The sequence below is a fragment of the Streptomyces scabichelini genome (genome assembly GCF_011045015.1).
In the GTDB taxonomy this organism is placed as follows: Bacteria; Actinomycetota; Actinomycetes; order Streptomycetales; family Streptomycetaceae; genus Streptomyces; species Streptomyces scabichelini.
This window is the reverse complement of sequence record NZ_JAAKZY010000132.1, coordinates 12,179-28,593: the sequence shown is the minus strand read 5'-3', so window position 1 is coordinate 28,593 and position 16,415 is coordinate 12,179. Positions and strand designations below refer to the sequence as shown.

The following is a 16,415-nucleotide window of genomic DNA, read 5'->3' as shown; positions in this document are numbered from 1 at the left end:
GGGAAGGAGTTGGGGCATGGCAAACCATGATGGTGGAGCGTGTGGTGTGTCGCATGTGATTTTCCGCGGCCGGCCCTGGGGCGCGCTGCGCGGCGGCGAGGCAGAGCCGGGTCAGCCCGCCAGCCGCCGCAGTTGTACGAGCCCCAGCCATGTCTCGGGTCCCGGCTCCGCGTACGCCGCGCGGACCGTGTACCGCCCCGGCTCCAGCGCGACCCGCAGATGGCCCGCCCTCCCGGCGTTGTCCCCGGGCCACGCCGCGTCGAACAGCACCACCGCTCCGGGAATCTCCCAGTGCACCTCCCGCTCCCACGCCGCCGCGTCGAGGGCAGCCGGCACACCGGCCAGCAGCTGGCTCTCGGACTCCGCGGCGCACCACCGTACGAAGGTGCCGTGCTCGGGCAGATAGGCGGTCGAGGCGGGGTCGTCGCCCAGGACGAGGGCCGTGGTGTTGCCGACCGGGAGCAGACCGATGAACCCGTCCACATCGCAGGCCCGGTCGTAGTCGGACGCCAACTCGTCGCCGTCCGCCCCCGTCCAGAACGGCAACACCACCTCGGGGATCGCTATGAGGGGGCCACCGCCCGACTCCACCCACTCGACCGAACCATGATCCGTGTAACTCGCCATGCGGAGAAGTTACACGCACCGGGCCACACGAAAACCGCTGTGTCACACATGAGTTCAGCAGCCACAGTCGGCGGCGGCGACCGGTGCCGTCAGCACGTCAGGGATACGCCGCTCGCGCCCTTCCCATGTCTCGAACTCGAAGCCCTCGCGCACCCAGTACTCGAAGCCGCCGAGCATCTCCTTGACCTGGAAGCCGAGTTGGGCGAGGGCGAGCGCGGCGCGGGTGGCGCCGTTGCAGCCCGGGCCCCAGCAGTAGGTGACGACCGGCACGGACTTGTCGAGGAGCCGTTCGGCCTGCTCGGGGATGAGCGCGGTGGGCAGATGGATCGCGCCGGGCACATGGCCCTGGTCCCAGGACTCCGTGGAGCGGGAGTCGAGGACGACGAAGCCGGGGTCGCCGCCCGCCGCGAGTGCGGCGGCGACGTCGGACACGTCGGTGTGGAAGGCGAGACTCGCGGCGAAGTGGGCGGCGGCCGTGGCGGGGGACGCCGGGGCCACGCGCAGAACGGGGTTCACGGTGGCGGTCTTGCTGGTCGTGACCGTAGTTGTAGTCATGTCCATGAATCTACGGCCGGTGATCCGCCCTCCTGAAGGGGCGATCCACGGCCTCGCTCTTGTTCAGCCGGGGATTTCCCTGCTATTCCTCGACCATGACCGCGTATTCCCCGGACGCCACCGACTGGCGCATCCTCGAAGTCCTCCAGCGCGAGGGCCGCGCCAGCTTCGCCGAGTTGGCCCGTGCCGTCTCCATGTCCGCGAGCGCGGTCACCGAACGGGTGCGCAGGCTGGAGGAGACGGGTGTCATCCAGGGGTACGCGGCGGTCGTCGATCCGGAGAGTGTGGGCCTGCCGATCCTCGCGTACGTGCGGCTGCGCTATCCGAACGGGAACTACAAGCCGTTCCACGACCTCGTCGCCGCGACGCCCGAGATCCTGGAGGCGCACCACGTCACGGGCGACGACTGCTTCGTCGTCAAGGTCGCGGTGCGCTCCATGAGCCACCTGGAGGAGGTGTCGGGCAAGATCGGCACGCTCGGCTCGGTGACCACGAGCGTCGTGTACTCGTCACCGCTGCCCCGGCGTCCCATCGGTCACTGACCGCCCTCGCCACGTCGCCACGTCGCCTCGTCGCTCGACCGGTCACCGACCCCGCTGCCGTACAACCGACCCCGATCTCCCCTTCACGACCTCCAACTGCGCGTGGATACGGCGCCGCAGGTCCGGAACATGGCTGACGATGCCGACGCTGCGGTCCCGCTCCCGCAGCGAGTCGAGGACGTCGAGCACCTCGTCGAGCGTCTGGTCGTCGAGGCTGCCGAAGCCCTCGTCGATGAACAGCGTGTCGAGGCGAACACCCCCCGCCTCGTCGGTGACCACGTCCGCGAGCCCCAGCGCGAGCGCCAGCGAGGCGAAGAACGTCTCGCCGCCGGAGAGCGTCGCCGTGTCGCGCTCACGCCCGGTCCAGGCGTCGACGACATGCAGCCCGAGGCCGCTGCGGCCGCGCCCGGCGCGGTCGTCCGAGTGGACGAGGGTGTAGCGCCCGGACGACATGCGTCTCAGCCGTGCGGTCGCGGCGGCCGCGACCTGCTCGAGGCGGGCGGCGAGGACGTAGGACTCGAGGCGCATCTTGCGTTCGTTGTCCGCGGAGGTGCCCGCCGCGAGGGTGGCGAGGCGTGCCACGCGGTCGTACTCCTCGCGCAACGGCCCGAGTCGGCGCACGGACGCGGTCGCCCGGTGGGTCAGCCGGTCGAGTTCCGCGCAGCGCCGGGCGGCCGCGTCGCGCGCGGAGGCGGCCTCGCGCACCCGACGGGCGGCGTCGGCGGCGGTCTGTTCCGCCGCGACGAGGTCGGCGGGCGGCTGCTGCGCGGCGGCAGCCGTGTCGGCCTCGGCGAGTACGGCCCGTACGGCGGCCTCTTCCTGCTGCCAGGCGTCGAGCCGCCGTTGGAGCTCACGGTGGGCCGCGTCGTCGAGGAGCGCGGCCGCCGCGGCCTGCGGCGTGTCGAACCCGGCACGGAAGGCCGCGTCGGCGAGTCGCGCGTCGGCGTCCTTGAGCCGCTGCGCGGTGTCCGCCGCGCTGCGCGCGGCGTCCGCTGCCTCGGTGAGCTGCGCCGCCTGCCGCTCCAGCTGCGCGGCCCGCGCGGACACGCTGCCCGCGGTGCCCCTGGCCTGAGCCAACTCCTCTTCCAGGGCGGCGCCTTCGCGGTCGAGTGTCTCCCTGCGCGCGGAGCGTGAGGCGGCGCGCAGCGCGGCTTCCTGGTGGGCGGCGAGCCGTCGCTCGTGCTCGCTCTCGGCCTGTCGCAGGGCCTCACTCGCCGCGTGCAGCCCGGAGGCGGCGCCGCGTGCTTCGGCGTGTCGCCGCGCCAACTCCTCGGCTTGCTCGGCGAGTTGCGCGGTGGGAGCGTCGCCCGCCTCGGCGGTCGCCGCGGCCAGCGCCTCCCGTACGACGCCGAGCCGCCGCTCGGCCTCGGCGCGCTGTTCGTCGGCCTCCTGATACGCGACGAGTGCGGTTTCCTCGGCCTGTCGGTCGACGTGTCCGGCGATCTTCCGGGCGGGCGCGGGGTGTTCGGTGCCGCCGCACACGGCGCAGGGTTCGCCGTCCACGAGCCCGGTGGCGAGTTCCGCGGCGATGCCCTTGAGGCGCTGTTCCTTGAGGTCGAGCCAGTGGGCGCGGGCGTCCGTGGCCCGCTCACGTGCGGCGAGCACGCGCGCCTGGGCGTCGTCCGTGTCACCGGCCAGCTGGTCGCGCAGCCGTGCCGCGGCGAGCCGTGCCTGGGCGGGCTCGCGCTGGACGGCGAACTGCTCGGCGCGGGTGGTGGCCTCCTGCGCGGCCTCGATGCGCGCCTGGAGCCCGGCACGGGTCGTCTCCCAGGAGGCGAGCCAGCTCGCGGCGTCCTGGAGTACGTCCTCGTCGGCGCGCTCCTGGCGGTCCAGGCCGTCGCGCTCGGTGGTGAGTTCGGCCAGCCGGTGCTCGGCCCGTCGGGCCGACTCCAGGCCGCCCAGCTCCTCGGCGGCCTTGCGCGCGGCGGTCGCGAGGCCGGTCGCGCCGGCGTCCGCGAACGTCTCCGGGAGCAGTGCACGCGCGCGTGTCTCGTCGGCGGCCGCCCGCCGGTGCTCGGCCTCGGCGGCGTCGCGCAGCCCCAGCGCGGGTGCCACCGCCTCGGCCTTGCGGGCACGCTCCATCCGCGCCTGGGCCTCCCGGTGTGCACCGGAACGCTCCTCCAGGCGCGCGGCCCGCTCCCGCGCCTCGTCGAACCGTCGCTGCAGCCGCGCCACTTCGCGTACGTCGCCGAGGACGCGATCCGCCGCTTCCTGAGCCGACTCGGCGGCTTTCTGGGCGCAATGGGCCACCGTGAACCGTTCACGTGCCGTGCTGCGGGCGATCGCGGCCCAGGACAGGACGGATTCGGCCAGTCCCGGGTCTCCGGGGGCCAGTTCGGGCAGCGGCAGCTCCACGATGTCACCGGCGGCCTGCTGCATGCGATGCGCGTCAGCGAGTAACTCGCCGTCCCCGTCGCGCACTTGGGCCTCGGCGGCGCGCCGTCGCTCGGCCAGGCGCTGCTCGACGGCCGCGAAGCGGTGGGTGTCGAAGAGGCGGCCGAGGAGCTTGCCGCGGGCCTCGGCGTCGGCCCGCAGGAAGCGCGCGAAGTCGCCCTGGGGCAACAGCACGACCTGGCAGAACTGCTCGCGGCTCATGCCGAGCAGCTGGGTGATCTCCTCGCCGATCTCCTGGTGGGAGCGGCTGAGGTCCTTCCAGGAGCCCGCCACCGGGTCGTACTCGCGCAGCCAGCTCTGGGCCTTGTCGAGCGTCGTGCCCGAGCCGCGCTTCTTGGCGCGCTCCCAGGGCGGCTGCCGGGTGAGCTCCAGCCGGCGTCCGGCGACGGTGAGTTCGAGGCGGACCTCGGTGCGGGTCGCGGGCGTGGCGTGGTCGCTGCGCAGGGTCAGGCCCTGGCTGCTCTGGCGGGCACCAGGCACCGACCCGTACAGGGCGTAGCAGACCGCGTCCAGGACCGAGGTCTTGCCCGCGCCGGTCGGTCCGTGCAGCAGGAAGAGCCCGGCGGCCGACAGGTCGTCGAAGTCGACCTCCTGGGCACCGCCGAAGGGCCCGAACGCGGTGATGTGCAGCCGGTGCAGCCTCATCGGGCCGCCTCCGTCTCCGACGGGCGTGGCCTCATGGACGCCATCACCTCGCCACCTCCCGCACGGTCTCGTCGGCGCGCACGGCGTCGAACGCGTCCCGGAGCACGGCCTGTTCGCGCGTGTCGGGTCCCGCTCCGCGCACATGAGCCACGAAGTCCTCCGCGATCTGCTGGTCGTTGCGACCCGCGAGACGGCGGGCGTACGAGACGTCGGGGTCGTCCGGGGCCCGCTCGGGTTCGAAGACGAGGCTGAGCGTGTGCGGGAAGCGCTCGCTGATCCGGGCCATGGGGTCGGCCGGGCGCACCGGGTCGGTGAGGGTCGCCTCGACCCACGCCTCCTCGTGGCGCGCCAGCTCCGGGTCGGCCAGCAGATCCTCCAACTGGCCCCGGATACGGGCGAGTGCCCGCGGTACGGGACAGTCGATCCGCTCGGCGTCGAGCGAGCCGTCGGCTCCCAGGTCCACCAGCCACATGCTCTTGCGGTGGCCGGCCTCCGAGAAGGAGTACGGCAGCGGCGACCCGGAGTAGCGCACGCGCCCGGTGATGGTCTGGCTGCCGTGCAGATGACCGAGCGCGGTGTAGTCGACCCCGTCGAAGACCCCGGCCGGTACGGCGGCGACCCCGCCCACCGTGATGTCCCGCTCACTGTCGCTGGCCTCGCCGCCAGTGACGAAGGCGTGGGCGAGGACGACGGAACGGGTGCCCCGCGCGCGCGTGGCCAGGTCGGCGCGGACCCGCTCCATGGCGGCCGCGAGCACCGCCTCATGACCGGGCTTCTCCACCCCGAACTCGTCCTTCACCAGGGCGGGTTCGAGATACGGCAGCCCGTAGAAGGCCACGTCGCCTTGGGCGTCGGCGAGCACCACGGGCGTACCGCAGGCCGAAGGCTCGGTCCGCAGATGGATGCCCGCGCGGCCGATCAGCCCCGCCCCCACGCCCAGCCGGCGCGCCGAGTCGTGGTTCCCGGAGATCATCACCGTCGGCACACCGAGGTCGGCCAGGCGGTGCAGGGCGTCGTCGAAGAGCTCGACCGCGGCCAGCGGGGGCACCGCGCGGTCGTACACGTCCCCCGACACGACCACCGCGTCCACACCGCGCTCGCGCACGGTCGTGACGAGGTGGCCGATGAACTCGGCCTGCGCGCCGAGCATGTTCACCCGGTGGAACGCCCGGCCGAGATGCCAGTCGGAAGTGTGCAGCAGCCTCATGATCCCCGAGACTAACGGCCGGGTCTGACATCACGGGCGGCTACTCCCGTATCGGCCCCCGCTCGGCCCCGCTCGATCCCGCTCGATCCGCGCACGAGCGTCATGCCGCCGAGTCAGGCGTCCCCGTACGCCTCTCCCCCGAGCTCGAACCCCGCCGTTCCCGCCGTGGCATCGGCCAGCCACGACCGGAACGCCGCCACGTCCGCGTCCGGCAGCCCGATCTCGATCGTGACCGCCTCCCCGTAGCGCACGTCCCGCACTTCGCGCCCGGTGGACCGCAGGTCGTTCTGCACCTTGCCCGCCCGCTGGTGGTCGACCGTGACGGTGGCCAGGCGAAAGCGTTTACGCGTGATCGTGCCGAGGGCGTCCAGGGCCTCGCCCACCGACCCGCCATACGCACGGATGAGCCCGCCCGCACCGAGCTTGACCCCGCCGTAGTAGCGGGTGACGACGGCGACGACGTACCGCATGTCGCGGCGCAGCAGCATCTGCAGCATCGGAACGCCGGCCGTGCCGCCCGGTTCGCCGTCGTCGCTCGCCTTCTGTACGGAGGCGTCGGCGCCGATGACGTACGCGTAGCAGTTGTGCGTGGCGTCCGCGTGCTCCTTGCGGACGGCCGCGATGAACGCCTGGGCCTCCTTCTCGGTGGCCGCCGGGGCGAGCGCGCACAGGAAGCGGGAGCGGTTGACCTCGGTCTCGTGCACGCCTGCGCGGGCCACCGTGCGGTACTCGTCCTGCATCGGCCCAGCGTATGCGCTGCACGCGCGCGCGTGCGTCCCACCGGGCGACCCGGCGCTTTCGGACGCACCTGGCGCTGTCGGGCGCACTCGGCGCCGAGTTCAGCTCTCCTTCTTGCCCCGCGGCACCGTCATGTCGGTGAGCAGCGCCACGCCGGGGCCCAGGGATCGCCAGTCGCTGCCGTGCCAGGCGAGGACCGCGATCGCCGAGGTGGGGAACTTGGCCCGTACGTCGGCCAGGGCGTCGTCGAGGCTGTCACCGGCCAGCGTGAGGACCAGCTCCTCCAGACCGGGGTTGTGCCCGACCAGCAGCAACGTCCTGACCTCGTCGGGCACTTCGCGCACGGCTGCCAGCAGCTCGGGCACATCGGCCCCGTACAGCCGCGGATCGTGGCGTACGGGAGGGGAGGCGGCCCATTGCGCGGCGGCCAGTTCCCAGGTCTGCCGGGCGCGTACGGCGGTGGAGCAGAGCACGAGGTCGGGCAGGCAGTGCGCGTCGGCGAGCGCGCGCCCGGCGGCCGGGGCGTCGCGGCGGCCCCGTGGCGCGAGCGGTCTTTCGTGGTCGGCGACGCCGTCAGGCCAGGCCGACTTGGCGTGCCGCAGGACGACCAGGCGGCGCAGCGAGGCCTCTTCGGTGCGCGGGTTCACGACGGGGTCCCCCGGCCGATGTCACGGGTGAGTTCGAGTCCGAGGAGCCGGTCCGCGTAGGCGTACGTCTCGAAGCGGGCGCCGTCCGGAACGGTCTCCGACGTCGCCACCCGCCGCAGTACGTCGAGTACGGCGGGCACGTCCAGGTCGTCCTCCCAGGCGGCGCGCAGCTGCTGGCGTACGGGATCGGGGATGGGGTTGGACGGCCGCGTGGCCCAGGTCGCGACGGCTCCTCGCCAGTGCGTGAGGACTTTCCCGGCGTCGGCAAGGGCGGCCGCGCCGAGCTGGAGGGGCTCGTGGCGCGGCCGTGCGAGCAGGGCGAGGCGCAGGGCCGAGGGGTCGCTTCCCTCATGGGCCGGACGGCTCTCGTCGTCGGCCGGGGCCTCGTCAAGAACGGGAGCAACTTCGACGCGTACGCCGGCCGGCGTCTCGTCGTCCGGGCCCGAGATGCCGGGAACACCGGGAACGCCGATGACATGCAGTACCTGTGCCTCGCCCAGTGCCGGTTCGCTGTCGCGGTGGTCCTCGAACGGCCGGATGCCGAGCGCCGCGGCACCCTCCCGGATCTCCGCCTGCCCCTCCGGCGCGGTCAGCACCGTCCAGACGGGCGTCCCGTTGAGTTCCAGGGCACGTACGAGGACGTCGGCGACCAGGAGTACGCGCAGGCCGGTGGTGTCGGCGCGCGGCACATGGGCCTCGACGCGGGTCAGGCCCCGGCGGGCGGGGGCGGCGTCGACGGGCTCGCCGGTTCGGGCGTCGGTGATACGGAGCACGGGGTGAGCGTAGGCCCGCGGGCGGCCGGGCGCAGGGAGACGTGCGTCATTCGGGACCGGAGTGGTGGCGGACGCGGCTGCCGCCGCGGCCGCACGCGGCCGATCCGCGCCGCACCCGGACGGTGGCGGGATCAGACAGGTTGTCCGATCTGCGCCACTATGGTCCTGTGGTGTCGGTGTTCGAGCAACTCGACACCATCTCGACACCATGGGGCATGTCGACGGACAAAGGGGTTCGGCCGTGCGCGAGTTGATGGTCATTGAGGCGCCCTCCGTGCTCGGGCTGCGGCCGTCGGGCGTTCAGGACCTGCCCGCGGCCCTGCGCGACGCCGGGCTGCTCGACCGCCTCGGGGTGGCGGCGGTGGCCATGGGGGTCCCCCCGCTCGAGCGAAGCCGAGAGTGGGGGAGGGTCGAGGCGGCGGAGTACGACCCGAGGCGGGACCCCGACACGGGGGTGCTCAACCCGGTCGGCATCGCGCAGTACTCCGTCGGACTGGCCGACGCGGTGGGCGGCGTACTGGACCGCGGCGGCTTTCCCCTGGTCCTCGGGGGTGACTGCAGCATCCTGCTCGGCAACCTTCTCGCCCTGCGCCGCCGGGGGCGATACGGCCTGCTGTTCCTCGACGGCCACACCGACTTCTACCAGCCGTCGGCGGAGCCGACCGGCGAGGTGGCCTCGATGGAACTGGCCCTGGCCACGGGCCGCGGCCCCCGCCCGCTGACGGACCTGGAAGGCCGCGGTCCACTGCTCAGGGACGAGGACGTCGTCGCCCTCGGCTTCCGCGACACCGAGGAGTCCGCCGCGGCCGGGATGCAGCCGCTGCCGCCGGAGCTGCACGCGGTCGATCTCGACGGGGTACGAGCTCTCGGCGCCGAAACCGCCGCCCGCCAGGCCGTCGAACGGCTCACCGCGAGCGGGAGCGCCGGGTACTGGGTCCACCTCGACGTCGACGTACTGGATGACGCGGTCATGCCGGCCGTCGACTACCGCATCCCCGGCGGACTGACCTGGCCGGAACTCGAGAGCGTGCTGCGGACGGCGCTGGCCGACGAACGAGCCGTCGGCTTCGACGTCACGATCTTCAATCCCCGCATGGACCCGGACGGCAGCATCGCCGCCCGCCTCACCGAGTGTTTGTGCCGAGGGTTGTCGGCGCGGCGCACCGCCCACTGAAGCCGGCCGTCAGTCGCTGGGCTTCTCCCAGACCGAGACGTGCCCACGGCTCTCGCTGGTGAACGGCGCCCGTGTCCAGTCCTCCCACCGGTCGCGCAGCCGCAGCCCGGCGAGCCGCGCCATCAGGTCCAGCTCGGACGGCCACACGTACCGGAACGGGTAGTACTCGTACTCGGCACGCCCGTCGACGATCGTGACGTAGTTCGAACTCATCTCCTGGGTGGCGACGTCGTAGATGTCGAACGCCCACCGCGTCGGGCTGATGTGGAACGGCACGGCGTTCTGCCCCGGCGGCAGCCGGCGCAGCTCCGGCACCCCCACCTCGATGACGAAGCAGCCGCCGGGCCGAAGGCGGGAGGCGGCGTTCTGGAAGCAGGCCACCTGGGCGTCCTGCGTCGTCAGATTGTTGATGGTGTTGAAGACGAGGTAGGCGACCGCGAACGTGCCTTCCACCCGTGTCGCGGCGAAGTCGCCGATCGTCACCCCGACGGTGTCGCCGCCGGGCTTGGCGCGCAGCCGGGCCACCATGGCCCGGGACATGTCGATGCCGTGCACCGGGATCCCGCGCTGGGCCAGCGGCAGTGCGATCCGGCCGGTGCCGATGCCGAGTTCGAGCGCCCGGCCGTCGCCGGCCAGCTCCGCCAGCACGTCGACGGCCGGTTCCACCATGTCCGGGCGGAACATGTCCGCCGACGACTCGTCATAGGTGGCCGCTACGTTCTCTCCGAAGTAGCCGTCCTCATCAAGCATCCCGGGACCGTACCGCTTACGGCCCGGCCGACGCCCGTGATTTTCCGGGCCCCGGGAAGGGTCGCGCCCCGGTCAGTGCACATGCGGGCCGCCGGTCATCTGCGGCTTGCCACGCGGTACGAGCACCAGTCCCACGGCCGCACTGGCGGCGGCCGCCACCGCGCACACCGTGAACGCGTCGGTGAAGCCGCCGACGGAGCCGCGGGCGAAGCCGGAGGCCGCGACGGTGGAGACGACCGCGACGCCGATCGAACCTCCCACCTCGTGGAAGGTGTTGACGACCCCGGAGGCCAGTCCCGCCTCCTTGTGTTCGACCATGGCCAGCGCGGTGGTGGTGGCGGTGACGAAGACCGCGCCGATACCGAGGGAGGCGACCACAAGGCCCGGCAGCAGGCCGCCGTACACGCTGCCGCTGTCGGAGAGCCGGGTCAGCGGTACCGTTCCGGCGGCCGCGATCACCATCCCGGCGACGGCTGTCGTCCGGCTGCCGATGGTGCCGACGAACCGGGAGCCGAGATGAGCCCCGATGCCGGTGGCGACGGCGACGGGCAGGAACACCAGCCCGGTCTTCAGCGCGCTGAACCCGCGCAGGTGCTGGAGGTACACGGAGCCGAGGAAGAAGAAGGCGATCAGCAGTGCGGTGGCCATCAGCATCAGGAACGCTCCCGCGAGAACCGGCCGCCGGCTGAACATGCGAAGGTCCATCAGCGGGGCGCGGCTTGCCCGTTCGGCCACCGCGAACAGTGCGTACGCCACCACGGCACCCGCCAGCGGCAGCAGGGTGGCGGGATCCGCCCACCCCGAGTCGCCCGCTTCCACAAGACCGTAGATCAGCGCGCCGGTGCCCACGGTGACCAGCAGCGCTCCGGGGATGTCGAGCCGGGCGGGCTGCGGGGCGCGCGGCGGTACGAACACGGGGAGGGCGGCGAGTACGAGGAGACCGACGGGCACGTTGACGTAGAAGATCCACTGCCAGCCGGGTCCGTCGGTGAGGGCCCCGCCGAGCAGGACGCCGGCCGCCGCACCGGAGCCGCCGATCGCCGCCCATACGCCGAGGGCCTTGTTGCGCTCCTCGCCGTGGAAGGTGGTGGTGACGATGGACAGCGCCGACGGGGAGAGCAGGGCGGCTCCGACGCCTTGCGCGATACGGCCGCCGAGGAGCGTGGGAGCGTTCTCGGCCAGCCCTGCGACCAGCGAGGCGACGGTGAAGAGGACGAGCCCGGCGAACAGGGTGCGGCGGGCGCCGAGGGCGTCGGCAAGGCGCCCGCCGAGGAGCATGAGGCCGCCGAAGCAGAGGGTGTACGCGGTGACCACCCAGGTCAGGGTCTCCCGGTCGAGGCCGAGGTCGGCGGCCATGTCGGGCAGGGCGACGTTCACGACGGTGACATCGAGGATCAGCATGAACTGGGCGAGGCAGATCAGTGCGAGGGCGGCCCAGCGGCGCGGATCAGGGGGCAGATGGCCGTGTTCCGGCGCATGCGAGGCGTCGGCTGCGGAATGGGTCATGACGAGTCCTTACGGCGGGATGCGGTACGGGCAGGTGCGAAGACGAGAGCGATGACGACGCCGAGGGCGGTGACGACGGCACCGGCGGACATGGCCGGGCCCATGCCGTCGACGAAGGCCCACCGGGCGGCGTCGGCGAAGGCCTCTCCGGCCCCGCCCGGCAGCCGCTCGGCGAGGGCGAGTGCGGTGCCCAGCGACTCCTTGGCGGGTTCGAGCAGGGCGTCGGGAGCAGGGGCGTTCTCGAGTCCGGTGCGGTAGCGGTCGGAGAGCAGGCTGCCGGCGACGGCGACGCCGGTAGCGGCGCCGAGCTGGATGGCGGCGCTGTTGGTCGCCGAGCCGACGCCGAGGTCCGCCTCCGGCAGGGAGCCGACGATCGCGTCGCTGGTGGCGGTGATGACGAACCCGGCGCCCGCACCCAGCAGCAGCATCGCGACCAGCGCCCGGCCGTAGCCGTCCCCGGTCCCGGTGGTGGCGAGCACCGCGGAGGAGGCGCACAGCAGCGCGAGTCCGGCGGCCGAGACGGTACGTACGCCGAGGCGCGGGGCCAGTACGCCGGCCAGGGGCCCCGCGACGAGCAGGGCGAGCGCGGCCGGTCCCAGCCGCAGTCCGGTCTCCCCGGCGCTGTAGCCGAGTACGAACTGGAAGTACTGCACGACCACGAACAGCGTGCCGATCAGCGCGAAGGCGCCGAGCAGGATGAGTACGTCACCGGCGGCGAGAGCGCGATGCCGGAAAATGCCCAGCGGCAGCATGGGAGCCGTACTGCGCCGCTGCCAGAACACGAACACCGTGAGCAGCAGCGCGCCCGCGGCGAACGCGGACAGTACGGCCGTGCTGGTCCAGCCCCGGTCCGGGCCCTCGATCACCGCCCACAGCACGCTCGCGACGGCCGTCACGGACAGCAGGGCGCCGGCCGGGTCGAGCCGCCGGGGCTCCGGCGCCCGGGAGTTGGGCACGAGGAGCGCCGCGGCGACGAGCCCCGCGACTCCTATCGGAAGGTTGATCAGGAAGACCGAGCCCCACCAGAAGTGGCTGAGCAGCCAGCCGCCCACCATCGGCCCGATCACCGTGCCGACGCCGACGGCGGCCGACCAGACCCCTATCGCCTTCGTCCGCTCGGCGCCGCGCGGGAAGACATGGCCGATGATCGCGAGGGTGGCGGGCATGACCAGCGCCTCGCCGACGCCCATGGCGCCGCGTGCCAGGACCAGTGCGGTGACGGAATCGGCGTACGCGGCGGCCACCGACGCCGCCGTGAACAGGGCGAGGCCCGACATGAAGACCCACTTGCGGCCGAGCCGGTCCGCGAGGCTGCCGCAGAACAGCACCAGGCTGCCGGACATCAGCGCGTAGCTGTCGACGATCCACTGCAACTGGCTGGTGGAGGCGCCCAGTTCACCGACGAGCGTGGGCAGGGCGACGTTCAGCACGGTGGTGTCGAGCCCGACGACGAGCAGGCTCACGCTGACCACGGCGAGGGTGAGCGATCGCCGGCCGGGCGGGGCGCCGGACCGCAGTGGTGCGGTGAGCGGACGGGTCGTCGAAGACACGCGATCCTCCCAGGGCAAGGGGGGCGCGGGCTCCGCACGGCCGAAGCGCCGTACGCCTTTGCCGCGCCACCAACTGAACTGTACGGCACAGTTCATATGAACTCAACTGTACAGTTCAGGTGGATGCTAGGCTCGGTCCATGAGCGTGGAAGGTGTCAAGCAGCGCCCTAGCGGACCCCGTGCCGAGCTCAAGCGGCAGGCCATCGTGCGGGCCGCCCGCGAGCTCTTCCTGCGAGAGGGTTTCGGCGTCGGGATGGACGCCATCGCCGCCGCGGCGGGAGTGTCCAAGGTGACCGTCTACAACCACTTCGGCAGCAAGGAAGCCCTGTTCAGCGCGGTCATCGCGGGCGCCCTCGACGAACCCCTCGCCGCGGACTCATCAGCCGCGCTCGAAAAACTGGCCGAGGCCGAGGACCTCCGAGCGGCTCTCGTCGACGTCGCCCGCGGTTGGGTGCGGTCGGTGCGCGGCAACAACGACGTGACGGCGCTGCTCAACCTCGTGGCAGCCGAAGCCCACCGTTTCCCCGAACTGAGCCGGACCTGGCAGCACCGTGGCCCCGCGGGCCACCACCCGGCTGTCGCGAACGCGCTGCGCACACTCGCCGACCGGGGCCGACTGGTGATCCCCGACCTGGAGGCGGCCATCATCCAGCTCTACGCCCTCCTGGTCTTCCCCCACATGGTCTTCGGCGCCTACGGCACGCACATCGAGGAGGACCTCACCGACCGCCTCGTCACCAACGGCGTCGACATGTTCCTGCACTACTACGGTCCACGGCCCGCCTGACGAAGCCGAGACGGCCCAGCAGGGGCGGGCACCGAACGGTGCCCGCCCCTGGGTCAGTGGGCCGAAGGTCGGACGGTGGCGGGTTGCGGCTCGGTGACGGGAGCCTTCAGACGGCCGGTGCTGTGCAGGCCGTACAGTGCGGCCGCGCAGGCGCGCGACGGTGACGAGGCGGATCGTCCGTCCGCGTTCGGTCCCGTCGGGACGCGGCAGCCGTGTGGTGATGCCGGCTGCGGGCGAGAGAGCTAGATGCGCCACCGGGACGTACGGACGACTACCGCCCGGCCGTTGCGCACTCGTCGGCGTCTGCACGTCTCACGCAGCGCGAGCGGGTGCCACAGTGCCACGGCCCCGGTGACGACCACCGCCGGCGCGTCCGTGCCGATGAGTGGTTGCTCCGGCGTCTGGACCGTCGTACGGACGACAGCGTCCGGCGCGCACGCCTCGGCACCGTGCGGCGTGTGCGGCTCTGAACCGCCCGACGCCGACGCCGACGCCGCCAAGGCAGGGGCGGCCGCGGGCGCAGGCCCGTGTGTCTCCTCCTGGCGCCCGTCCGGCGAGGGCGGGAGCGGCGGAACGGCCGGGTGGGAGGACTGTGCGTTGCCTAGACCTGCTGGACCACGGACGATCTCAGGTCCACGGCGGACGCCCCGTGGAGTTCGACGCCGGTGAGACCCGGCTTCAGGGTGGGACGTACGGGAGTGACCGGTTTGCGAACCTGGACTGCAAAGCCGGGATGCGTCACCGCCGCACCCTGCTGCGGCAACCCGGAGGCGCAATGCTCGGCCGGGTGCGGCGAGCCGTGGCCGTCATGCCGCCCGTCCGCCGTCGCGGCAGGGAGCGGAGCCCGCTCCGCCGCGCGTTCGTGCCCGCTCTCGGCCGGCTCCGACACGGCCACTGCGGCGCTGGCGCCGTGATGCCAACGGCTCGACGACGTTGATCCACCAGCTCCCCCGAAACACCGCGTCAACGAGCCATGCAAATGACTTGTTTGCTTCGGCGAGCTGTCAGTCCTGGGGCCGCAGCCCGGCCAGCGTGACCGCGACGAGTCGCCGCACCGCGGCTTTGGACGACAGGGCTCCGGCTCCGGTGAGGGCGTGCAAGCAGTAACCCGTCAGCTCGTCCGGCGCGACATCCTCGCGCACCTGGCCCGCCTGGACCCCCTCGACCAGCAGCCCCCGAATGAAGTGGCGCAGATGCTGCTCGGCGTGCGCCACATGGCCGCCTCGGTGCAGGGCGGCCGAGAGCTCTCCGTCATGGCCGCGCCGCTGCTGCTGGATGAACGCGTAGCGCTCCAGCACGGCTTCCAGCCGCTCCCCTGGGGTGCCGGACCGGTCCCGTAGCGCGGCGAGTTCGTCGAGATGGCCGGCGATCCGGCGTTCGTGCCAGGCCTCCAGGATCGATTCGACGTCCGGGAAGTACTTGTACAGCGTGGCCCGGCCGATGCCGCTCTCCTCGGCGATCCGCGACATCGTCACGCCCCGCAGCCCCTGCTCGGCCACGAGCGCCGCCGTGGTCTCCAGCACGGCGTCGCGTACGGCGCGGCGGTGCTCCTCGATGGTCTCGTTCCACAGTTTCGGCACCGGCTCAGTGTACGCGGCGGCGATGTCGATACAGTGCGGCTTGACGTAGACACTCTGTATCGATAAGTGTTGCTACCGCCGAAGAAGCCGAAGAACTCGACCTCCACGACCGCCACGACCGCCAGAACAACCCGACCAAGGGACTTCGCATGACCGACTCACCGTCCGAGCCCACCACCGGTGCGGCACCCGGTCGCGGAACAACCCCTGGTGCCCCGCGCTGGGTGAAGGTGTCCGGGGCCGTGGCCCTCGCCGTGATCGTCCTGTTCCTCGTGCTGCACCTCACCGGCAGCGGCATGGGTCCCGGCATGCACGGCGGCGGCCACTGATGGCGATGTCGCCCGGCCTGCGCAAAGTCGCCCTCACCACGCATGTCGCGGCCTCGGTCGGCTGGCTCGGATCGGTGGCCGTCTTCCTGGTGCTCGCCGTCGTGGGCCTGACGGGCGAGGACGCCCAGCGGGTCCGCGGGGTGTACCTCGCCACGGAGGTGACCGGCTGGTACGTGATCGTCCCGCTGGCGTTCGCCTCCCTGGTGACCGGGCTCGTCCAGTCGCTGGGCACGACATGGGGGCTGATTCGCCACTACTGGGTGCTGGCGAAACTCGTACTGACCGTCGTGGCCACGTTCCTTCTGCTGCTGCACATGCAGGTGGCCGAACAGGTGGCGGACACGGCGGCCCGGACGAGCCTGTCCGGCAGCGACCTCAGCGGGATGAGGGTCCAGCTCGTGGTCGACGCCGCTGCCGCCGTGGCCGTGCTGCTCATCACCACGGCTCTGTCGGTCCACAAGCCGCGCGGCCTCACCCGGTACGGCTGGCGGACACAACGCGAGCAGCGAGCCGAACGGGCCGGTGGCGCCGCGGTGGACACGGCGACCACGGCCCGGGCCTGACCGGAGGGAATCACCGCTCACCGCCCGCTGTTGCCTGCCAGAGCAGGC

At 72.5% G+C, this 16,415-nt stretch carries 17 protein-coding genes; 5 read left to right on the top strand and 12 right to left on the bottom strand.

Features of this window, described 5'->3' with window-relative positions; genetic code table 11:
• Positions 1-111: 111 nt before the first annotated feature.
• Both G5C60_RS32715 and G5C60_RS32710 read right to left on the bottom strand, forming a co-directional pair.
• Positions 112-627 carry an immunity 21 family protein gene (locus G5C60_RS32715; protein ID WP_165264638.1) on the bottom strand — a complete coding sequence of 172 codons (516 nt, stop codon included), beginning with the start codon at positions 625-627 and terminating at the stop codon, positions 112-114.
• A gap of 54 nt (positions 628-681) precedes the next feature.
• On the bottom strand, positions 682-1,182 hold the full coding sequence (locus tag G5C60_RS32710) for a rhodanese-like domain-containing protein (RefSeq protein WP_241267245.1): 501 nt from the start codon (positions 1,180-1,182) through the stop codon (positions 682-684).
• 95 nt (positions 1,183-1,277) lie between these two features.
• On the opposite strand from G5C60_RS32710, the gene G5C60_RS32705 reads away from it, so the two are divergent.
• Positions 1,278-1,724, top strand: a complete 447-nt coding sequence (locus G5C60_RS32705; RefSeq protein ID WP_165264636.1) for an Lrp/AsnC family transcriptional regulator — start codon at positions 1,278-1,280, stop codon at positions 1,722-1,724.
• Between the two features lie 42 nt (positions 1,725-1,766).
• On the opposite strand, the gene G5C60_RS32700 is transcribed toward G5C60_RS32705, so the two are convergent.
• The 5 genes from G5C60_RS32700 to G5C60_RS32680 form a co-directional block, all read right to left on the bottom strand.
• Positions 1,767-4,763, bottom strand: a complete 2,997-nt coding sequence (locus tag G5C60_RS32700; protein ID WP_165264635.1) for an AAA family ATPase — start codon at positions 4,761-4,763, stop codon at positions 1,767-1,769.
• Positions 4,764-4,806: 43 nt separating this feature from the next.
• Positions 4,807-5,970 carry an exonuclease SbcCD subunit D gene (locus tag G5C60_RS32695; RefSeq protein WP_165264634.1) on the bottom strand — a complete coding sequence of 388 codons (1,164 nt, stop codon included), beginning with the start codon at positions 5,968-5,970 and terminating at the stop codon, positions 4,807-4,809.
• 113 nt (positions 5,971-6,083) lie between these two features.
• Positions 6,084-6,710, bottom strand: coding sequence for a YigZ family protein (locus G5C60_RS32690; protein WP_165264633.1), 627 nt, complete (start codon positions 6,708-6,710; stop codon positions 6,084-6,086).
• Positions 6,711-6,809: 99 nt separating this feature from the next.
• Positions 6,810-7,355, bottom strand: coding sequence for a histidine phosphatase family protein (locus G5C60_RS32685; RefSeq protein ID WP_165264632.1), 546 nt, complete (start codon positions 7,353-7,355; stop codon positions 6,810-6,812).
• Positions 7,352-8,128, bottom strand: coding sequence for a hypothetical protein (locus G5C60_RS32680; RefSeq protein WP_165264631.1), 777 nt, complete (start codon positions 8,126-8,128; stop codon positions 7,352-7,354). Before G5C60_RS32680 ends, G5C60_RS32685 begins: the two co-directional genes overlap by 4 nt.
• Positions 8,129-8,369: 241 nt before the next feature.
• On the opposite strand from G5C60_RS32680, the gene G5C60_RS32675 reads away from it, so the two are divergent.
• Positions 8,370-9,302, top strand: coding sequence for an arginase family protein (locus G5C60_RS32675; protein WP_338145998.1), 933 nt, complete (start codon positions 8,370-8,372; stop codon positions 9,300-9,302).
• A gap of 9 nt (positions 9,303-9,311) precedes the next feature.
• Here G5C60_RS32675 and G5C60_RS32670 read toward each other — a convergent pair whose 3' ends face one another.
• The 3 genes from G5C60_RS32670 to G5C60_RS32660 all read right to left on the bottom strand — a co-directional run bounded on the left by G5C60_RS32670 (position 9,312) and on the right by G5C60_RS32660 (position 13,108).
• Positions 9,312-10,052: a class I SAM-dependent DNA methyltransferase gene (locus G5C60_RS32670; protein ID WP_165264630.1), complete on the bottom strand. Its 741-nt coding sequence runs from the start codon at positions 10,050-10,052 to the stop codon at positions 9,312-9,314.
• A 72-nt stretch (positions 10,053-10,124) separates the two neighbouring features.
• Entirely contained in the window at positions 10,125-11,558 is a 1,434-nt protein-coding gene (locus G5C60_RS32665) for a DHA2 family efflux MFS transporter permease subunit (RefSeq protein ID WP_165264629.1), read from the bottom strand.
• Entirely contained in the window at positions 11,555-13,108 is a 1,554-nt protein-coding gene (locus G5C60_RS32660) for a DHA2 family efflux MFS transporter permease subunit (protein WP_165264628.1), read from the bottom strand. The genes G5C60_RS32665 and G5C60_RS32660 overlap by 4 nt, the downstream gene beginning before the upstream one ends.
• Before the next feature lie 139 nt (positions 13,109-13,247).
• Between G5C60_RS32660 and G5C60_RS32655 the strand changes: the two genes are divergently transcribed.
• Positions 13,248-13,895 carry a TetR/AcrR family transcriptional regulator gene (locus tag G5C60_RS32655; RefSeq protein ID WP_165264627.1) on the top strand — a complete coding sequence of 216 codons (648 nt, stop codon included), beginning with the start codon at positions 13,248-13,250 and terminating at the stop codon, positions 13,893-13,895.
• Between the two features lie 601 nt (positions 13,896-14,496).
• Here G5C60_RS32655 and G5C60_RS32650 read toward each other — a convergent pair.
• Positions 14,497-14,784 carry a hypothetical protein gene (locus G5C60_RS32650; RefSeq protein ID WP_165264626.1) on the bottom strand — a complete coding sequence of 96 codons (288 nt, stop codon included), beginning with the start codon at positions 14,782-14,784 and terminating at the stop codon, positions 14,497-14,499.
• Between the two features lie 115 nt (positions 14,785-14,899).
• A complete protein-coding gene (locus G5C60_RS32645; RefSeq protein WP_165264625.1) occupies positions 14,900-15,475 on the bottom strand; it encodes a TetR family transcriptional regulator in 576 nt (191 codons plus the stop codon).
• A 149-nt stretch (positions 15,476-15,624) separates the two neighbouring features.
• Between G5C60_RS32645 and G5C60_RS32640 the strand changes: the two genes are divergently transcribed.
• Together G5C60_RS32640 and G5C60_RS32635 are read left to right on the top strand one after the other, a co-directional pair.
• Positions 15,625-15,804, top strand: coding sequence for a hypothetical protein (locus G5C60_RS32640; protein ID WP_165264624.1), 180 nt, complete (start codon positions 15,625-15,627; stop codon positions 15,802-15,804).
• The gene (locus G5C60_RS32635) at positions 15,804-16,367 is read left to right on the top strand and encodes a hypothetical protein (protein ID WP_165264623.1); all 564 of its coding nucleotides are present in this window, start codon (positions 15,804-15,806) and stop codon (positions 16,365-16,367) included. Before G5C60_RS32640 ends, G5C60_RS32635 begins: the two co-directional genes overlap by 1 nt.
• The last annotated feature ends 48 nt before the right edge of the window (positions 16,368-16,415 follow it).

Excerpts from the sequence above, each read along its gene's own strand:
- G5C60_RS32665 (WP_165264629.1), bottom strand. The coding sequence starts at position 11,558 with ATGACCCATTCCGCAGCCGACGCCTCGCATGCGCCGGAACACGGCCAT.
- G5C60_RS32700 (WP_165264635.1), bottom strand. The coding sequence starts at position 4,763 with ATGAGGCTGCACCGGCTGCACATCACCGCGTTCGGGCCCTTCGGCGGT.
- G5C60_RS32640 (WP_165264624.1), top strand. The coding sequence starts at position 15,625 with ATGACCGACTCACCGTCCGAGCCCACCACCGGTGCGGCACCCGGTCGC.
- G5C60_RS32705 (WP_165264636.1), top strand. The coding sequence starts at position 1,278 with ATGACCGCGTATTCCCCGGACGCCACCGACTGGCGCATCCTCGAAGTC.
- G5C60_RS32710 (WP_241267245.1), bottom strand. The coding sequence starts at position 1,182 with ATGACTACAACTACGGTCACGACCAGCAAGACCGCCACCGTGAACCCC.
- G5C60_RS32695 (WP_165264634.1), bottom strand. The coding sequence starts at position 5,970 with ATGAGGCTGCTGCACACTTCCGACTGGCATCTCGGCCGGGCGTTCCAC.
- G5C60_RS32655 (WP_165264627.1), top strand. The coding sequence starts at position 13,248 with ATGAGCGTGGAAGGTGTCAAGCAGCGCCCTAGCGGACCCCGTGCCGAG.
- G5C60_RS32690 (WP_165264633.1), bottom strand. The coding sequence starts at position 6,710 with ATGCAGGACGAGTACCGCACGGTGGCCCGCGCAGGCGTGCACGAGACC.
- G5C60_RS32670 (WP_165264630.1), bottom strand. The coding sequence starts at position 10,052 with ATGCTTGATGAGGACGGCTACTTCGGAGAGAACGTAGCGGCCACCTAT.
- G5C60_RS32715 (WP_165264638.1), bottom strand. The coding sequence starts at position 627 with ATGGCGAGTTACACGGATCATGGTTCGGTCGAGTGGGTGGAGTCGGGC.
- G5C60_RS32635 (WP_165264623.1), top strand. The coding sequence starts at position 15,804 with ATGGCGATGTCGCCCGGCCTGCGCAAAGTCGCCCTCACCACGCATGTC.